General features: G+C 42.5%; 12 protein-coding genes. 4 read left to right on the plus strand and 8 right to left on the minus strand.

The window, feature by feature from the left end; translation table 11 throughout:
• Positions 1 to 856 (minus strand): TonB-dependent receptor plug domain-containing protein (locus B4K11_RS17420; RefSeq protein WP_292959473.1); only part of this gene is annotated, 856 nt, incomplete at its 3' end.
• 269 nt (positions 857 to 1,125) lie between these two features.
• Between B4K11_RS17420 and gcvP the strand changes: the two genes are divergently transcribed.
• From gcvP to B4K11_RS17435, 3 genes are all read left to right on the plus strand, one after another.
• Entirely contained in the window at positions 1,126 to 4,026 is a 2,901-nt protein-coding gene (gcvP, locus tag B4K11_RS17425; protein WP_292951996.1) for an aminomethyl-transferring glycine dehydrogenase, read from the plus strand.
• A 154-nt stretch (positions 4,027 to 4,180) separates the two neighbouring features.
• Positions 4,181 to 6,592 (plus strand): diguanylate cyclase domain-containing protein, encoded by a 2,412-nt coding sequence (locus tag B4K11_RS17430; protein WP_292951999.1) that lies wholly within the window; start codon positions 4,181 to 4,183, stop codon positions 6,590 to 6,592.
• A 35-nt stretch (positions 6,593 to 6,627) separates the two neighbouring features.
• The gene (locus tag B4K11_RS17435; RefSeq protein WP_414689234.1) at positions 6,628 to 6,993 is read left to right on the plus strand and encodes a response regulator; all 366 of its coding nucleotides are present in this window, start codon (positions 6,628 to 6,630) and stop codon (positions 6,991 to 6,993) included.
• A gap of 218 nt (positions 6,994 to 7,211) precedes the next feature.
• Here the strand turns inward: B4K11_RS17435 and B4K11_RS17440 are convergent, their stop codons facing one another.
• The 4 genes from B4K11_RS17440 to B4K11_RS17455 all read right to left on the minus strand — a co-directional run bounded on the left by B4K11_RS17440 (position 7,212) and on the right by B4K11_RS17455 (position 13,451).
• Positions 7,212 to 10,202: an EAL domain-containing protein gene (locus tag B4K11_RS17440; RefSeq protein WP_292952002.1), complete on the minus strand. Its 2,991-nt coding sequence runs from the start codon at positions 10,200 to 10,202 to the stop codon at positions 7,212 to 7,214.
• Positions 10,203 to 11,441: 1,239 nt separating this feature from the next.
• Positions 11,442 to 11,942, minus strand: coding sequence for a hypothetical protein (locus B4K11_RS17445; protein WP_292952005.1), 501 nt, complete (start codon positions 11,940 to 11,942; stop codon positions 11,442 to 11,444).
• 163 nt (positions 11,943 to 12,105) lie between these two features.
• Positions 12,106 to 12,810 carry a hypothetical protein gene (locus B4K11_RS17450; RefSeq protein ID WP_292952008.1) on the minus strand — a complete coding sequence of 235 codons (705 nt, stop codon included), beginning with the start codon at positions 12,808 to 12,810 and terminating at the stop codon, positions 12,106 to 12,108.
• Positions 12,807 to 13,451: a hypothetical protein gene (locus B4K11_RS17455; protein ID WP_292952011.1), complete on the minus strand. Its 645-nt coding sequence runs from the start codon at positions 13,449 to 13,451 to the stop codon at positions 12,807 to 12,809. Before B4K11_RS17455 ends, B4K11_RS17450 begins: the two co-directional genes overlap by 4 nt.
• Before the next feature lie 342 nt (positions 13,452 to 13,793).
• Here B4K11_RS17455 and B4K11_RS17460 point away from each other — a divergent pair, with 342 nt between their 5' ends.
• A complete protein-coding gene (locus B4K11_RS17460) occupies positions 13,794 to 14,324 on the plus strand; it encodes a DUF6155 family protein (RefSeq protein WP_292952014.1) in 531 nt (176 codons plus the stop codon).
• A 77-nt stretch (positions 14,325 to 14,401) separates the two neighbouring features.
• On the opposite strand, the gene B4K11_RS17465 is transcribed toward B4K11_RS17460, so the two are convergent.
• The 3 genes from B4K11_RS17465 to B4K11_RS17475 form a co-directional block, all read right to left on the minus strand.
• On the minus strand, positions 14,402 to 16,639 hold the full coding sequence (locus B4K11_RS17465; RefSeq protein ID WP_414689235.1) for a TOTE conflict system archaeo-eukaryotic primase domain-containing protein: 2,238 nt from the start codon (positions 16,637 to 16,639) through the stop codon (positions 14,402 to 14,404).
• A 298-nt stretch (positions 16,640 to 16,937) separates the two neighbouring features.
• Positions 16,938 to 18,191 carry a type II toxin-antitoxin system HipA family toxin gene (locus B4K11_RS17470; RefSeq protein ID WP_292952020.1) on the minus strand — a complete coding sequence of 418 codons (1,254 nt, stop codon included), beginning with the start codon at positions 18,189 to 18,191 and terminating at the stop codon, positions 16,938 to 16,940.
• Positions 18,184 to 18,543, minus strand: coding sequence for a helix-turn-helix domain-containing protein (locus B4K11_RS17475; protein ID WP_292952023.1), 360 nt, complete (start codon positions 18,541 to 18,543; stop codon positions 18,184 to 18,186). Before B4K11_RS17475 ends, B4K11_RS17470 begins: the two co-directional genes overlap by 8 nt.
• Positions 18,544 to 19,516 lie beyond the last annotated feature (973 nt).

The raw sequence follows: 19,516 nt of genomic DNA on the forward strand, positions 1-19,516 counted from the left end.
GTCTAGAGAACTGGGGTCTTACCACCTCTATTTTCAATTGGCGCAAAGCACCTTGGGTAAACTGATGCTCTAATTTGATACGGGCGTTCTCAGCTTCAGCATATGGGCTGTCCATTTGAGCACCGGGGAAAAGCACATCTTCCTCATCCACTTTTTCAAAGCTCGCTTGCAACGTTGTATTTGCACCTAAGCGAACGCCTGCCAGAATTGCGTTGGATTTGCTGTCATATTGAGACTCAACTTCATTCCCTGCGCCATCATCATAGTTCTCAGATCCACCTTCGCGAGCAATAAAACGCATATAACCATCATCACTACCGGCAACAAGGTCTGCACCTAACTCCCATTGTTCACCATTACCACGATAACTTCCGGAGATGTCTGCGTTATAACCTTTTTCATCAATCATAGGCCAATCGCGTTCGAATAACACCGTCCCTCCGGAACCACCACCCCCGTAGACCACGGTGCGATTACCCTTAATAACAGTCACCCGATCATAACTATCCACGGATGTATAAGCAGTAGGAGGGTCCATCCGGTTAGGACAACCTCCGTGAATATAAGCGCCATCTAACAATATGTTTAACTGCGTTTCCTTCTGTCCACGAATTATTGGGTCAAGGGCTCTCCCCCCCATTCGAACCGCCGAAACACCACTAACACTCTGTAGCAGTTCACCACCATCCGATACGGGAGCAGCCTTAACACCTGCTGTAGACTTACTCACCGCTGTTTCTAAATAAGGTAAACCTTGGTTGATCTCAATCACCATATTGCTTTCTGTATCATGACCGGCCTGGGCCAACTGAGAGACAGACGCTGCCACAAACAACGATAAAACTTTCTTTTTCACACACTCACCTACATTAGAAACAACTAAACTTCGCGAATCTTAATAGAGTGCTCACGAGAAAGGGATGTGACACAGTGTCGCAGTGCATAAAAAGAGCACCAACTTGCTCTGTTGTTCTTATGAATGTTTCCAAATAAGAGAAAAAGGTTTCCTAAAGTAAACTTTTACTATTCCCCCCTCACAAGAAGCGGAAAAAACAGGTATGATTAGCGCAAATTTTGAGCACAGTCTAACTCACTGAATCACCAACGATCATAGGTAACAATCAGATGCCGTCACAGAACCAGACTCCACTTTCTGTCCTGGAACAAAAAGATGCGTTCATCGCACGTCATATTGGCCCTTCTTTAGAAGAACAGCAGGCGATGCTAGATGAACTTGGCATGGCGGATCTAGACCAACTTATTACTCTAACCGTACCAGAATCTATTCAAGTAGCTGCACCTATAGATCTGGACGATAGCCGTACTGAAGAAGAAGTTCTGAGCTATTTAAAAACAGTTGCTCAGAAGAATAAGATTAATACCTCTATGATCGGTATGGGCTACACCGACACTATCGTACCTAATGTAATTCTTCGCAACGTGTTAGAAAATCCAGGTTGGTACACTGCGTACACGCCATACCAGCCAGAAGTTGCTCAAGGCCGTTTAGAAGCCATTCTTAATTTCCAAACCATGGTACTTGACCTAACAGGTCTAGATTTAGCAAACGCTTCCCTACTGGATGAAGCCACTGCTGCTGCTGAAGCGATGACGCTATCTAAGCGTATGTCTAAAGCGAGAAAAGCAAACGTCTTCTTAGTAGATCAGAATGTTCACCCACAAAGCATTAGCGTTATAGAAACACGCGCTGAGCCTCTAGGTTACGAAGTAATCGTAGGTGATGTATCCGAGTTAATTGATCAGCACGAAGTATTTGGTGTACTCGTACAGTACCCAGGCACTCATGGTGATGTTAATGATTACGCTGAACTGATCGATAAAGTGCATGCTAAAAAAGCACTTTTTTGTGCAGCCGCTGACATCATGAGTCTAGTGATGCTTAAATCACCGGGCGAGCTAGGTGCTGACGTTGTGTTCGGTTCTGCGCAGCGCTTTGGTGTACCAATGGGCTACGGTGGCCCTCACGCTGCATTCTTTGCAACACGTGACGCTTATAAACGTTCAGTTCCTGGCCGTATCATCGGTGTTTCTGTTGATACACGCGGCAATAAAGCGCTACGTATGGCGATGCAAACCCGTGAGCAGCATATCCGTCGTGAAAAAGCGACTTCAAACATCTGTACCGCACAGGTACTTCTCGCAAATATGGCTGGTTTTTACGCTGTTTATCATGGTCCTGATGGCCTTAAAACGATCGCTAGTCGCATCAACCGCCTAACAACTATTTTAGCCAATGGCTTAAAAGCTAAAGGCGTTGAACTACTCAACAACAGCTGGTTCGACACCCTAAGCATCAAACTTGATAACGCTGAAGAAGTTTACCAAGCGGCACTTAACGCAGGCATCAACCTCCGCAAGATCAGTGATACTCAATTAGGCATGACATGCGATGAGTGCACAAACCGCGACGTTATCAACACCCTATGGGACTGCATTTTAGGTACTGGCCACGGCCTTGACCTAGACAGCATCGATGCAGACATCGCAGCATCCGGAGAAACATCTTTTGCACCGGCATTGCAACGTGAATCTGAAATTCTTCAGCACCCAGTATTTAACAGCTACCACAGCGAAACAGAGATGCTTCGTTACCTTAAAAAGCTGGAAAATAAAGATGTTTCCCTAGCTCACAGCATGATCGCACTAGGCTCATGTACGATGAAGCTAAACGCTACCGCTGAGATGATCCCAGTAACTTGGCCTGAATTTGGTCAACTACACCCCTTTGCGCCGATCGACCAAGCACAAGGTTACCAGCAGCTTATTAATGAACTCGAAGATCAGCTTATCGCGATTACCGGCTTTGATAAGATCTGCATGCAGCCAAATTCAGGTGCTCAGGGTGAATATGCAGGTTTACTTGCTATCCGCAAATTCCACCAGTCTAACGGTGATGACCACCGCAATATCTGTTTAATCCCAACGTCTGCACACGGTACTAACCCAGCTTCTGCTGCATTGGCGGACATGAAGGTTGTGCTAGTTGCCTGTGATGACCAAGGTAACGTTGATGTCGCGGATATGCGCGCTAAAGCAGAACAGCACAAAGATGAGCTTTCTTGCTTGATGATTACCTACCCATCAACACATGGTGTATTTGAGGAAAGTATTCGCGAAATTTGTGAGATCATTCATGCAAATGGTGGTCAGGTTTATATGGACGGTGCCAATCTAAACGCTCAGGTAGCGGTCAGCCAACCAGCTGAGATCGGTGCTGACGTTTCACACATGAACCTACACAAAACTTTCTGCATCCCTCACGGTGGCGGCGGCCCGGGCATGGGCCCTATTGGTGTTAAAGCTCACCTTGCACCATTTGTTGCGAATCACCCAGTACAAACGATAAATGGTCCAAAAGCAGATAACGGTGCCGTTTCAGCAGCGCCTTGGGGAAGTGCTTCTATCTTGCCTATCTCTTGGGTTTACATTGCTCTAATGGGCGGTAAAGGCCTTCGCGCAGCAACAGAGAATGCGATTTTGAATGCAAATTACCTTGCTAAGAAGCTAGGTGAACACTACCCAGTCCTTTATACCGGCCGTAATGATCGTGTCGCACATGAGTGCATCATCGACATGCGCCCACTTAAAGAGATATCCGGTATAACCGAAGAAGACGTAGCTAAACGCTTAATGGACTTCGGCTTCCACGCACCGACAATGTCTTTCCCTGTGGCAGGCACATTAATGATTGAGCCGACTGAGTCTGAATCCAAAGCTGAGTTAGATCGCTTCATTGAAGCAATGGCGACTATACGTTCAGAGATCAGTGATGTTGAAGGTGGCAAAATTGACGCGGAAAATAACCCGCTGAAAAACGCACCGCATACCATGGTTGATCTAATTGATGCTGAGTGGGACCGTCCATACAGCTTGGCTCAAGGCGCCTTCCCTGTTGAACGCCTAAAAACCAGCAAAGTATGGCCTACAGTGAACCGTATCGACAACGTATACGGCGACCGTAACTTGTTCTGTTCATGCATTCCAACAGAAGATTATGCTGAGTAATTAGCGCTATTTCGGTTGTATAATTAAGTTGGTTAATTCCCCACAAAAAGTCGCCTTTAGGGCGACTTTTTAGTTTCAAACGACAATCAGATAAAACGTCATCGACAGCCACAATTCCTGATCCTGATCCGCATCAGCAACAGGCTAGCGGTTGGTGTATAATGTTGCTCTCGAATTAGCCATTTTGACATTTATTACCATGAAAAAATCGGGACGCTTATTCCTTTACCTTAGCGCTTGTGTTGCATTAATTGATGTTCTATTTGTGGTAATGAATTACCACCTTTCAGAACATAGCTTTGAACAAAACATGGAGGCTGAAAGCGAAAGCCTTTATCTCAATTATCAGACCCTACTTTCGCAGACTTACAATAATCTACTGACTATTGCGACCTTCGTTTCCAGCGATCCTAAAATACAGCAACTGTTTAATAAGGGTAGAGCCGCTGTCGAACTCGAAGGCGGAGGATCAGGCGGAGAGCAAGCACAAAAGTACAGGAATGCGCTCTACGAGCTTGTTGGTGATAAGTGGAAAGCTGTACAAAATAAGTTCAGTGCCCGCCAACTCCATTTCCATTTAGGCCCAGGCTCAACAAGCTTCTTACGTGTCCATAAGCCGGAGAAATTTGGCGATAATATGGACAATGTCCGTTTCACAATTGTCGATACAAATCATCACCAAGTCCCTGTTACTGGATTTGAAACCGGTCGAGTTTACTCCGGACTTAGAGGTGTAGTACCGATTACTGCGATCGACCCTATTTCGGGTAATGAAATACATGTAGGTGCACTAGAAATAGGCACGTCTTTTGATGTAATCCTTAATATTTTACAAGACACGAGTAACTATGCGGCAGGCGTACTTTTAACCAAAGAACACATTAAAAGTGCCATGTGGCCTGAAGCTATTGAGAAAAAATTCGGTGGACAACAAATCGAATGTGAGTGTGTTATTGAGGCATCTTCGGCAGATAACTTTAAGGATATAATTGCAGAAGGTAAGGCTCAAGGTGTTCGCTTCAGAGATGGAGGACATAAAATCGTCACTGTAGGAGAAAATAGCTTCTTGGTCAGCTACTTCCCACTCAGAGATTATCGTGGATCCTTAATACCAGAAAGAGAGGATGTTGGCGCCATTGTCTTCTGGAAAAATGTTGATGAGCCTTTGGCTAAACTCAGAACTAGCCAGCTATACAATATCCTTTATGGAATAGTTGGCTTTATCATAGTAGAGCTGCTCTTCCTGTTTGCGTTCAAGCTAGCTACTCGAAGTCTGGAAGATGTTATTCGCAAGAAAACACATCAGTTGCGGGTCAACAAGGACCGCCTATCAGAAGCTCAGTGCATCGCTAGTGTTGGGAACTGGGAATGGAACGTTAAAAGTGGTGAACTGTGGTGGTCTGATCAGATTTACAAGCTTTTTGAGTTAGACCCCGCGGTTGTAAAACCTGACTTTGATACGTTTCTTTCTTTTATTCATCCTGAGGATCTTCAACATGTTCAGAATGAGATTAATCGCGCTTTGTCGACCAAAGGACATTATGCGGTTAGCCACCGAGTAGTGCTGCCATCTCAACGTGAAATACAGGTCTTAGCAAATGCTCGTTTGGAATTAGATGAACTTGGTGAACCGGCTGTCATGAAAGGCACGGTTCAAGACGTTTCTGTACAGAGAGCTGTTGAACAAAGACTTTCCGATGTCATCTGGGCAACGGGTGTTGGTGTATGGGAATGGGATGTCCAAAATGACACTCTTCATATTAACGATCGTTGGGCTGAGATGGCAGGCTATAGTGTTAGTGAACTTGCCCCACTGAGTCATCACAGTTGGGAGATTTTGATCTACCCACAGGATCTACCATTATTTAGGGAAGCATTTGAACATGTAGGAAGTAGCCAAGGAGCTATTATCCATACGGAAGTACGTGTGAGGCATCGTGATGGGCACTGGGTCTGGGTGCTCATCAAAGGTCGCTGTGTAGAGAAAGGTACTGATGGGCATTCACGTCGAGTATCCGGTTCATGTGCTGATATTACTGAAAGAAAAGTGAACGAAAAGAAAATTCGTAGACTAGCAACATTTGACACCCTGACTGGTGTCTTCAATCGCGCTATTTTCAATGAAAAGCTGGATGAGGCATTTAGCCTGTCCGGGCGTACTCAACAGCCTTTTACCTTGATGATGCTTGATCTCGATGGCTTTAAAGGTATCAACGATCATTATGGCCACCCTACTGGCGATGCGTTATTGCGACTTGTTGCTGCTGATCTCAAGAATGAGTGCAGAGAGTCTGACCTTGTTGCTAGGCTTGGAGGCGATGAGTTTGCGCTAATTTTACTTTCCACGAATGATAAAGAAGGCTCAAAAGCATTTGCTCACAGGTTATTAGCCAAGATATCTCAGGAACGTTTGATTGATGGGCACATGATCAAAGCCAATGCGAGTATAGGTTGTTGCTTATATTCACCCTCTACCTCGTCAGCAGAAGAGATGATTAAAAATGCGGATATAGCTTTATATTCTGCCAAACAGCAAGGAAAAAACACGGTTAAGTGTTGCTGCTAACTTAAAACTATAACTTAACTTATTTGGTTATATCGATAATTGCGAAAATACTTGTTGTTGATGACTTTACATCTATCCGGAACATGATTGTCTTCACTTTAAAACAGCATCAGCATGATGTGAAAGAGGCTGCAGATGGGAATGCCTGTTTAATGAAGGCAAAAACTAGCAACGTTGATTTAGTGATGACGGATATAAATATGCCGGGCATGGATGGGATTACAATGTGCAGTGAAATTAGAAAACTGCCAAGCTATAGAACGACTCCTATCTTAATGTTAACGACAGAAAGTACGCCTGAAATGAAACAAAAAGGCAAGATGGCAGGAGCTACAGGCTGGCTCGTAAAACCATTTAATCCAGAGAAATTAATCTCGACTATCAAAAAAGTTGTACGATAAATGGCTCTTCCTTTAGTCAGATAAGCAAATATTAGAGTCAAGGTAGCATTCAGCGATTGGGTAACAGCTATAGCTACCGTTTGTAACATATACCATTAATACCAAGGGGAGCAGCAACCATACGATTTCCTCTTTGGGGACGTTTTTTAAAATAATGGGGATTACAATGTGTAACCTATAGCTGGCCCCTAGCTCTAGCCCCCATTTTTCATACTAGATTAACCAATGAGCCATTCATTAGCGAAATCCATAGCTGTTAATGGGCGACTAAATAGATAACCTTGACCAAAATCGCAATCCAGCTCCCGAAGTAACTTATACTGCTCTTCTGTTTCTATGCCTTCAGCAATAACTTTAATATCTAATGTGTGCGCCATACCAATGATTGCCTTGCACAGAATATAGTCCGAACTATTGGGTTCTAGATTGCGTACAAAACTTTGATCGATTTTCAAATAATCGATATCAAATTGCTTTAAGTAAGCTAGCGAGGAATACCCTGTTCCGAAATCATCAAGAGCAACTTCCATCCCTTTATCACGGAACATTAAAAGCTTATCTAGAGTCTCATCATTCAATTCCAAAAGAAGACTTTCTGTAATCTCTACACAAAGGGACTCAAGATGCTTACTGGCACTTAATGTTTCTTTAAACCATGTAGGCGTACAAAAGTGTTCATCTTGGTATTGAACAGGGCTCGTATTAACTGAAATTTGCAAATCCCGGTTAAAATTATTTTTCCATTCTTCAGATTGACGTGCGACCTCTTTAAAGACCCGGTTACCAATATCAACAATCAGCCCCGTTTCTTCTGCTAACGGAATAAAGTCTGCCGGATATACCAAGCCATCTGGATGATTCCAGCGTAATAATGCCTCCGCTTTTACAAGCGTCTTATCTTCAATTTGAACAATAGGTTGGTAGTAGACTTCTAATTGCTGCTGCTCTACTGAGTCTCTAAGTTGGTTGATAGTCTTTCGGCGATTGTTAGCAAAACTTTCCATTTCTGGGGTGAAATAGTGAAAACGATTTCTGCCCTTTTCTTTGGCTGCATACATCGCTTGGTCAGCATTCTTTAAAAGTGCCTCTTTCGTATGTGCATCATTCGGATAAAACGTTATGCCAATACTGGCTGATAGATAGGAGCGGTGATCATTAAGCTCAAATGGCTCAGCCATTTTATCTAGAAAGTTATGGGCAATACGCTCAATAGCCTCTAACTCAGAAATACTCTCCAATATGATAAGAAATTCATCACCGCCTAATCGCGCAACCGTATCACTTTCTCGTATGCAAGCGTTCAATCTAGAAGAGGCTTCTTGCAGAAGCAGGTCACCATGATCATGCCCCAGTGAATCATTAACCTCCTTGAAGTGATCAAGATCTATCATCATAACCGCTACTTGGCGGCCATCATGCTTAGCTCTTTTCATCATTTGTGTGAGGCGATCACTACAGGTTCTTCGGTTAGGGAGCTGGGTTAAAGGATCGAAATGAGCTAAGTGAACGAGCTCCGCATGAGTTTTCTTTTGTTCAGCCAAACTGATATCAATGCAGTACATCTCCTTATGATTATTATGTGTATCTAACAGTACATGACTGGAATATACAGGTACGGTTCTGCCATCTTTATGCAATAGATCAAGCTCAGATGGTGGGATAACCTGCCCATTTTCTAACCAGTCTTTATGTTTCTGGAATACTTCGTCACGCATTGCTGAAGGTATGATTAGCTCATACAAAGGCTTCCCTATTGCCTCTGAACGATTAAAACCATAAAGCTTGGTACTGGCATCATTCCAGTAGATAACATTTAAGTCCTGATCATAGCCTTGCACCGCAATGGCGGGTAAACTTTCTATGAGCTCTTTAAAACGGTGTTCGCTTTCTCGAATTCTTTGCTCTGCTTTTTTCTGAGCGGTTATGTCTAAAATAAGGCCACGAAGTAAAATGGCTTTTTGATCTTTGGCAACAATACTAACGAGATCTCTGACCCATTTAGTACTTCCATCATGGGCCATGAAACGATACTCAATTTCATAGTCTTGTAAATTAGCACTTTGCGCTGTGCGCTCTTCTATTACTCGTTGTCGATCATCACTATGAATATGCTGCTCCCAAAAGTGAGGCTGTAACCACTCTTGTACCGCATGCCCAAGTATTCTCTCAGCATTTGCACTAATATAAGTACAACGATTCGATGCTGCATCAGCCTCCCATACAATGCCATCCGTGGTATCTACGAGATTTTTAAATCGTTCTTCACTTAAACGGTGGGCCTCCTTAGATTTCCGGAGCTTATAGTTCCAGTACATGGATATGAATAAAATAAGTAGGGCTACAGCGGCAATGAAAATTATTTTTTTAATCGGTATCCCCAACTCTATAACTAGTCCACTCCAATGATCATAAATCTCATTTCGTTCTTCCTCGGTAATACTCCTCAGTGCGATTTGAATGATTTCAGAAAGCTCAGGATTGCCGCGGAAGACCCCCATTCGAAATTCGCTTAGATAATCCGTGTGCCCAGAAAAACTTAAATTAAGTATCCCTTCTTGTTTCATGACAAAGCTCGCCGCCGTTGCATCGCCTACAAAAGCATCCGCATCTCCATCCGCCACCATATGCAGAGCTTGTTGGATGGTTGAAGTATTTACGATGACAATCTCTGGATAATCCCTACGAAGAAGCTCATTAGTAAAATGCCCTTTATGAATAGCAACCTTCATGCCTTTTAGCTTATTTAGACTACTAACATACCCACGGCTGAGCTCGCTGATAATCACCGCTCTACTCGTAAGAAAAGGCTCTGTGAACTTTAAGTATTCGCCTCGATCAGCTGTTTCTACTAAACAGGACATGAGATCAAAGTCACCAGCTTGAGCTGATTTAAGCACTTCCCCCCAATTAGCTTTATTCGTAACAGGTTCGAATCGCACTCCTAATTTTGTTTCTAGCAATCCCATGTAATCGGCAGCTATCCCTATGTAATCTCCGTTTTCATCGATTGATTCATAAGGCGAAAAATTCTTGTCGATACCTAGCCGAAGTGTGGGGTGCTTTTCTAACCAAGAGATTTGCTCGGAGGATAAGTTTAATTGACGCCAAGTATTTGAAGTCTCGGAGGAAGCAGCGGCTAAAGATTCTGAGGAGATAGAAATGAGGGCGATCAACGAAAATGAAAAAACAGCAAAATATTTTTTAAACATCTATTCTCGCCAAGCGTAATAATTATTGACCTGTTAATCTTTAAATATAGACCTTATTTTTGTAAGTCTATATAAGAAAAAGTCGCAAATTTAAAATAAAAATAGAAAGTGGTATGTAGATCGCTTACTTAATATCTAGCCCCACTTGTGGAATGTATTTTGTTGGGTCGTGTTAGAGGGCTATCATTCCGCAGGGCGGCCATTCCACAGGGCTACCTTACCATGTGAATCTGCTTGATTATCCGATGAGAAAAAATGAGGCAGTTTTGCCACAATCTATATTGGAATATACAAATAGAAGGATTAGATTAAAGAGTCGATTAGACGTCCAGCAGCCCCATAAAACCTGCTTAAGCTTTCTTGTCGCTGACAGCTAGAAACCGATGAAGGGGAATGAATATTGCTCTGATAAATTTCGCAAAAAATAGTTACGAGATTTACCAAGTGACAGGAGGAAGGGAAGTAAATCTAGTGACGCTGAAAAGGTCGTAGAAAGCAACAAGCCCCGCATTCGCGAGGCTCTTTCAAATTCTGGTAGGACTAGGCAGATTATTCCCCTTCGGGCTATCGTCGTAGGCTTCGATGTGGTCTCGCTGCGCTCGGCTCGAACTCCCAAGTTCTTCAACTCATATTTTAGACATAAAAAAAACCGCCAATTCAGCGGTTTCTTTAAAAATTTGGTAGGACTACCCAGATTATTACCCTTCGGGCTATCGTCGTAGGCTCCGATGTGGTCTCGCTCGGCTCGACTGCCGACCTCTACCATGTCAATATTGTCTTTGTAAGTTATTGATTCTTGGTAGAAGCTTTACTAGCTTGCGAGTTCTTGCAAGTAATTGAAAAGCAAGAAAACACCAAATTACAAGATTTGACAATGTATTGCAAACCCAGTGTTTATAAGGGTTTCCATGGGCACAAGCTAAATGACCTTTACTGTAATTTGAAACGATTTTCCCCGTTATTAACGGTGGACATATCGTTTTATCAATTCTGACATTTTTCCCATCAAAATTGACATATTTATAGTCAGATTGATCTTTAGTCCGTCACTTTAACGGAAAAACCGTCAAAAATGACGGTTATATTCGATCTGATTTTCCCCTCACCCTTAACGAAAGAAATCAATCAGATCTTTTTACCTTTTAACACCTTCATTCAGCTTCGAACCAGCTCAATCACGCAGTATGTCACAGAGATTCCAGAGCTTTTGTACAATGTAGTTATTTGTCCTTTTCGTTCTCACGGTTTGAAGATGATAAAACTCACATCATCTTCAACCGGTTCAATCTTTTTATAAGGATGATTTAGCAGATCCTGCTGATCAGTTTCATTTACGCAGGCCCAAAAGCCATCAGAAGCAAGAATTATTTTCTCTCCGCCTTTGATCTCTATCGTGTAAATATCAGGTTGTTCATAGCGGCGTGCTTTGAAGCTTCTGGAGAGACGATGCCGTTGATCATCCAATATGATCTCTTCAATAGGCTTATCAGGATCAGTTTTATTCGCTGCAGTATGAGGTACTGTCAACCAATCAATTGTAGTAGCGCCATTGATTCGACCCAGCAAACAGTCACCCCAATTATTGACCAGCATTAAATTCTCATGCTGTACAACCAATAGCAGACTGGCGTAATCGCTTATATGCTCTTTTTGTAAAGTTTTCTGAATACGTTTGAGTTCTTGTAGCAACGAATCATTAATCTGACTAAAGCTTAAGTCATCCGTGTCTAACACACTCACATACTTTTGCAGGGTATTACCAATTTGGCGGACAAACTTGCCAGAATCAGGACTATCTGTCGCACCATCAATTAAGAGAAGAAGTTAAAGTTTCCTTTTTTGAATGAAGCTATGAGGTCCCTATTCTCACCTGTCCCACACCCCTGATAGCTGAGTTTCCTTATCAGCATTGCGCCTCCAAGCCCACTAGGTTTTCAAGCCGCTCAATTAGGATCTCTTCTCTTTCAGAATCTCCACGAGACGCATCTTGCAAAAGGTACGGTCTGCTATCATGTGCCAAAAGATAGGTTATCTGCTCAGATATGTACCGTTGTAGCTCTTGAGAGCTATTTTTGACTTCATCCAATAACTCTTCCCGACCATCAACCAAATTCATAATATCTTCTACATCATGGCTACCCAGAAGGTCATCCTCACCTCTCCCCCTGAACGCTTCAAACTTAGTTGCAACGAAATACGGTGATGTCAGCAACCGAATGGTTAAACCATCTTCTAGTTGATAATCAGAGGCAGAGGCTAACGCTTCACTGTACCAACGATTAGAGAAGCCCATGACATCTGAATCATCCGGCATGAAGTCGACCTTTAATTCACCAAGACGCAAGCGGCAAGTCACATCATCTTCCATGGAAACTTTAAAGCCATGGCCTTCTAGCTTCTGCCGAAGTTCTTCCCAGCCTGCCAACCCAACCACATTCACAATAAGGTCTACATCGGTCGTGTAACGAATCTCTTCCTGTGTTACTTCATCCGTCAACAGCAGGCCGGTCGTACTTCCTCCGACGAATGCCATTTTACTGCGCAGCTCAAGGCCTAAAGCCTCTGCCACTGTTTTTATCATCTCTTTGTGCTGATTATAGTTGTTCATGAAAACAACCTCTTTTCAAAAAGTTCAGCAGCAAGATTTGCCTCCCTAGGCCTACCCGTCCTGATAGAATCAATCAGCGCTAGTAGTTCATACAGATATGCATCTTGCTTAACAGCTTTAGGCACGCTTTTATAAAGTGGTTCTATCGCCTGACCTTTTTCTTTACCTCTAGCATCGGGCCATACAAAAGCCGACTCTCCCGCTGTCATAAGGTGCCCTGACATGACTGGGGCTGCGAATGTAGTAGGTATGCCTCTGACAAGGGCTCCGGGGGAAGCCGGAAACACATACTTGAGTCCATGGACTACAAACTCCAACAGACCTTTTTTATTAACCTTCGGCACTCCTGAATTCCGATCAAGTACAACCAAGTTAATTAACTGACTACGTTTCAAAGATTCACTCACTTGAGACTTACTAATACCAGTCATTGCTTCAAGATTACGGAAACTATAGCGATCTTCAGACGATATATGCCTGAGATCGGTTCCTTGTTCCACATCATCTAAGTCCCACCCCTGCCAACCTTTGGAGTAAGATTCAGCAAGCACTTCGACAGAAGACCTCACACCGTCCTCTTTAGCCTCGAGCTTTTCGAGCGATACCAGTTTTAGTAGCAGAAGAATATCTTGACTTTTCATATCACAAAACGCACCAGCGTCCCCCGTCCTAGGACTAGGGACACAGAATAGCAACAAAACTGCTATTGTCAAGCCAGCTTGTAGCGTTGCTCTCGTCCACTTTAATTAATGACGTGTATAGAAAATGCCATTTTTTATACATCTAAATATTTGTTCTCTACCAGAAAAAGACGTGTCAGTGTTGGCTTCTGGAATACAAAACTATGCAACATGTACAATCTAGGGCTCACTTATAGAGGATTTAAACCTGAGGACGCTTACCAATCGTCCGACTACTGAAGCCGATTCTCCTTTGGAGGAATGAACCGGGTTCACAAATCAAATACACAAAATGGTACCCAAATGTCCTTGAAGCTCTTACGCCAGCACCTTAAGACAAAAGAAAGAAAAGAACTAATCGATGAGATAGCTGACCTGTATAAAAAATTCCCAGACGTCAAAAATTACTACCAAGCCTCAGCTTTTAATGATGATCAAAGTGTTCTAAACAAATACAAAACAGCTATTAAGGCCGAATTTTTCCCTGAGTCCAGGTATGCAGAACCACCTTGCCGTTTATCCGTGGCCAAAAAAGCTATCTCAGACTATAAAAAGGTATCCTGCTCAGACCCGAATCTTGCAGACATTATGCTTTTTTATGTTGAGTGCGGTGTTGAATTCACCAATACCTATGGTGATATTAATGACCGTTTTTATAGCAGCATGGAATCGCAATATGCCGCTGCATGTGAATTTATAATAGTGCGAGATTTACAGAATGATTTTCAGAAGCGAGCATATGATATTGTGACCGAGACGGTTAACTGCGGATGGGGCTTTCATGATAGCCTGGCAGAAACTTATTACAGCTATTTTAACGATCACGAAGAGTAATCAATTAACGGTATCGGCGATTTCTGAAACTTAAATGTTGATTAGAAGGCATCTACTTATAGTTTTAGGCACCACTCTCAAGTGGTATCTGAATACTCTAACCGGTATCCCATTGCCTTATAACTTTTTTCTCGTTTATTGAACATCCGTTGCAACATAGGCAGCGAACAATCCACATAGTCGTGGATGGTAACACATTCCTTACCATCAGACTCTCGATGGATACGGCCTGCATACTGGGCTAATGAGCCTTTCCAGGCGATAGGCATAGCTAAGAACAAGGTATCTAATCGTGGCAAGTCAAACCCTTCACCAACATACTTCCCTGTAGCAACCACAACCTGAGCTGAAGGTAAGCGCTCCTCAGTTGCTTTACGCTCTGCCGCACGCATTGCACCTTTTAACAGAACAGAGTCTATTCCTTTTTCCAGTAGCACAACATTAATTGATTCAGCATGCTCACGGCGTTCAGTCAGAATGATGGGATATTTCGATTGCTGAACACAATCAAGAACATCTTCGATGATCCGTTGAGTGCGTCCGGTGTTCTCCATAACCCACCGATATGCATCCGATATTTTAGGCCGTTCTTCTGACTGAATAAGCTGCCGAGGCGGAGAATCATATAGTTGATGAACAATGACTTGCTGTTCAAATTTATCTTCAGAGGTACTTTTTACTTTGTGACGAATTGGACCTGCGGCCATGAATATAATCTTTTGGTGACCATCCTGCCTTTCTGGTGTCGCTGTGAGGCCAAGTACATATTTAGCTCTGACTTCATTCAACACCATTTCAAAGCGTGGAGCAGAAACATGATGGCATTCATCTACAATGACATGCCCGTAGTCCTGAACCAGTTCTGAAATCGTATTTTCTTTTTTGTTGATGAGACTTTGATAAGTAGCAATATCGATAACACCGGTTGGTTTTTTCTTACCACCACCAATCATACCCACTTCAATATCTGGCAGGAATGAGTTTAACCGTTCTTTCCATTGATCGAGCAATTGCCTACTGTGAACAAGCACCAATGTATTGGTTTTCCTCTTGGTAATCATACCGATCGCCGTAACGGTCTTACCAAAGGCCGTAGGCGCATGAAGAATGCCTACATCATGCTTACTCATTGCCATAACCGCAGCTTTCTGGTTCTTTCTGAGCTGGACTAATGACTTCACTTTTTTGAGTTTGGCGCCACCCTCTCGCTTATCGTCTATCCGGACATCAATCTGATGTTCACTTAACAGCGCAAGCACCTCATCTATACACCCTCTGGGTAATGCCAAATAGCCTTGCTCTATTCGGGCACAGGAAATAAATCTTGGGATACCGTAAGTCGAAAAGCGTAAAGCCTGGGTTTTAAAGAACACAGGGTTTGAGAAACTGGCCAACCGTCTCAATCTTGCCGCCAATGCGCTTGGCAATTCACTCAAATCCAAGTAGATATGATTTGCGAGCGTAAGAACAATTGCCTTTGGAGGGGTATCTAACACGAGAGGTTTTGTCTTCGCTGTTATCTCCCAGGGAGGCCTTTGTTCAATCACCTCTTGATCGTTGAATAGCGTTGAGCTGGGTAAAACGAGTGTGAGCAGTTTGCTCAAATTCTGATGAGAAATAAAATCCACCTGAGCAAGATACTGCCATTGGTCCGGGATAATGTTGAGATCAGCATCAACAAATGAGCTATTGCCAGAAAGCCTTGCTTCACGCTGTAGAGGCAGTGCAATTAAGTTGCCAAACCCACCTTCAGGTAAAATATCCTGATTTGGAAACAACCGATCATAAGAATCAAACGATAAATTTGGATAAACCTCCATTGCTTTATCAAGAAGTCCAAAGCCAAGTAATCTTGCTTCCTTAGCAGGCACTTTTTCCTTGAAGAAAATCCAAAGGTGCGCCCCATTCCCGGAACGGGAAATCTCAATCACATGTGGTATCTCAAAGCAGCGACAAGCTACCGACATTGCTTTGACTTCTTCTTGCCACTTTCCTTTATCAAAATCTGCGGCAAGAAAAAAACAAGTGTTGTCGTGCATTAATGGGTAAAGCCCAATGATTTTTTGCCCGGCCAAATGTTGGTAAATGATCTGATCATTTAGCTCAGTGAATTGTCGATGATTACAATCCTGACACTTAACGCGAGGCTTGTAGCAGACTCCCTGCACCCACTCATTATTACATGCAACAGAGTAACCACTTCGTCCCTGTTTGTTTTGCCAGCGGGTAGCAAAGATATCGGTACGCCCACGAAATAAACTTCGGAAAATCTCTATTTTTTGTTCAGGCGAATACGAATTTGAAACAGGAGTGATGGGCGAGGACTGCTGTAGCTAGTCTTTGATACTTAAAAGTAACTTTTTCTCTTCTTCAAGTTCCAAAAGTCTAGCATCTATTTCAGTGATATTTTTAAAACCTGCGTTGCAAATTTTATATCTAGACATATCCTGACCTCAGGTAAATCAGGTGATTTTCAGCCACGACCAGACCCCATTCAGATTCGACAACTCATGTTCAGTTTCACTTTTACTGATTTGGCCTCTACGCTTTTTACCTTCCATTTCTACCTTTTAGGGTCAATAAGCAGTTTTTTCATCAACCTTCTTGAACATATCAGAACAGCCTGAAATCAGCATGAAGTTTCGCCCAATGAGCCTTCAGACTCTCCTTGTGCTTTTCATGCATCGGCAAGTTAAGCAGCAATTCAGGCCATGCCTTTGATTTCTCGATTGCACTGTTTAGGGATTCCCTAACAGCAGCCCAAGGCACTCCGATTCTGTTCGACCATTCCTCAAAGTGAGCAAGTGAGAGTCGATACCAACTTTTCTCTTTGGCCATATTCAGCGCAATATCACTCTCACCTTGAATGTATGCTGCAGTAAAAACAATATCATATGCGGGTGATAATTCAGGGTTTATACGATCAGGATAAATCACAGAGAAGTTCTTGGTATGTGCATCACCGTTACCAAGCATAATGTTTGCAAGAAGACGAACAGCCAGCTGTTGAACATCTCTAATGCTTGAATATTTATATAAGACTCTACCTATCATTTCATAGTTAGCCTTGTCATATTTCTCACTGGCATAGAGGTTAAAAATCTGAGCAAAGTCTTCCGCATGAACCCTACCTTTTTCTGTTCGGTCGAACCGCTTAATGGCAAAAGCATGTGATTCATTTGGAAGGGCAATATCAGGAAGACCTTTCAACTCATCGAGGTCCACCAGCTTGATCTCCGGTATTTCAACACCGATGACTTCAGCTAAACGCATAACAGTGTATTCATTTTCAGGAACATAAGGGTGGATGGTTGATGGGGTTTTAATGATCCAATTGTCGCCCTCAAAATCCGAATCGATGTTATAACGCCCATCCTGGTATGCAGAGGAAAACTTTATCTGTACGCCAGCAAGCGAAAACTTACGAGACTGAGTTCCTAGATCCATTAATACAGGCTCGACTTGCTCACGACTGGTTAGTGCCCAAGAAGGAATATTGTCTGCTGTTAGTGGTTGAGCCTTGAGCGCTCCCGGTAAATTTCCCCCTGCATAGGCCAATAATGGAAATTCATTGTCTTCACTAACTTTCATTCCCTGAGCCAACCATTTTTTTAATGCCCCTTCAGGCAGCAAATTCGACAACACCGGCGGTAAACGCTGTGTTCTCATTTGGGGATTTGACAGATATTGCTCATCATCAATCTGAACTAAAGAGAAGGTAGGTTTTATAGCTTGATGCAGTTTTTGATACTCAGGAGAGAATACCAAAATATTTTTTGAGTTAGCGTAATTAACCAATACCCCAATCTGGATGTCATGGAGCATAAGATTTAAAGCAGTCACCTTCTCTTGACGTTTCTCAGTCATCTGACAAATCTTTCATCAATGCATCTATTCCAGTTTCCGGCGATGAATCAGCTGATGACTTTTCACTCTGAAGTTGCTGAAGCATAAATTGTTTATATTCTTTCAACTCCGACTCAGAAGCGTTGAGGACCATATCAACTAACAACATTCGTTCACGAGGCACCAATGCCATTTCCAGTTCTAATGCATCAGTTACCCTAAAGAGCGTTGACAACCGAACATCCGCTCCATTTTCTAACCGGTTATATTGTTGAGTTTTCATCCCGGTTAGAGCCTGCATTGCGTTTTGATGACCCACCTTAGCTTTACGGTGTTTAACGATCTCTTGACCGACCTGTTCTTGAAAGCGCATAAAATAATCAACTTACAAATTTACTTTATACAAATATAAACTAATATGTTTATTTTTCAAGAAAGAAAATTAATAAGTTAATTTAATAAGAACACGGATAATAGCTGTACGGATGTAAAGTGTTTGTTCCAACCCAAGAAACTATTTCATACAAGGGGTGGAACAACAGTGATTCTATTTTGAATATGATGGAGTCAAATTGATCTCACTCTGAGGGGTGTCCTCAAACCAACCATTAACTAAACTTATGTGGGCAATATAGAGGTCAAAGGTAAATTTGAAAAAAGAGCCCTGGGCACGCTTTAGGCACAATCTGGGCACACGCCCAGAAACAAAAAAGCCGAATCAAAAGATTCGGCTTCTAAGCTACTGAGTTATCAGTATAAATTTGGTAGGACTAGGCAGATTCGAACTGCCGACCTCTACCATGTCAATGATAGGCTCTAATAGTTTTCTACATTAAAATCAATGACTTAAAAGGCATAACACATTTATAACACACTTTTATATTCCTATTTCAAAGTGTGTTTAACCAAAAAGCACAAAAATTTCTTAGGCCACCTCCAAGCAGTAGAAATGGGTAAACTACTTTTTTAAGAATAAAAATTTTTAATTCTGACTCTATCTGCACTACGGATCGCATAATCATACGTTCAGCAGAGTTCTCTATGTTCCTACCGGTTATCACTAGAAGGGGCGAGTCTCTCAGTATGAAAGTCTTAAATAAATGGGTATCCAAATTAAGTGGTTGGAACCCTTTTTAGTACCAAGCACCCCTAACTCTAATTATCTGGTTGGGAATGATGGCTCATTATCAGCACCGACTTACGAGAATTGTAATGAAGATAAATGGAGGAGTGTTCTTATAAAAAAGTGAATAGTTGATCACAGAGAGGTCAGCTATCAACACAAAGCAGCCTCTTTGAGGCTTTATGCTTCGCTACAAAAGTTTACTAAAGATCATAACTAATAC

It is taken from the genome of Neptuniibacter sp. UBA6509, from assembly GCA_002435145.1.
GTDB lineage: Bacteria > Pseudomonadota > Gammaproteobacteria > Pseudomonadales > Balneatricaceae > Neptuniibacter.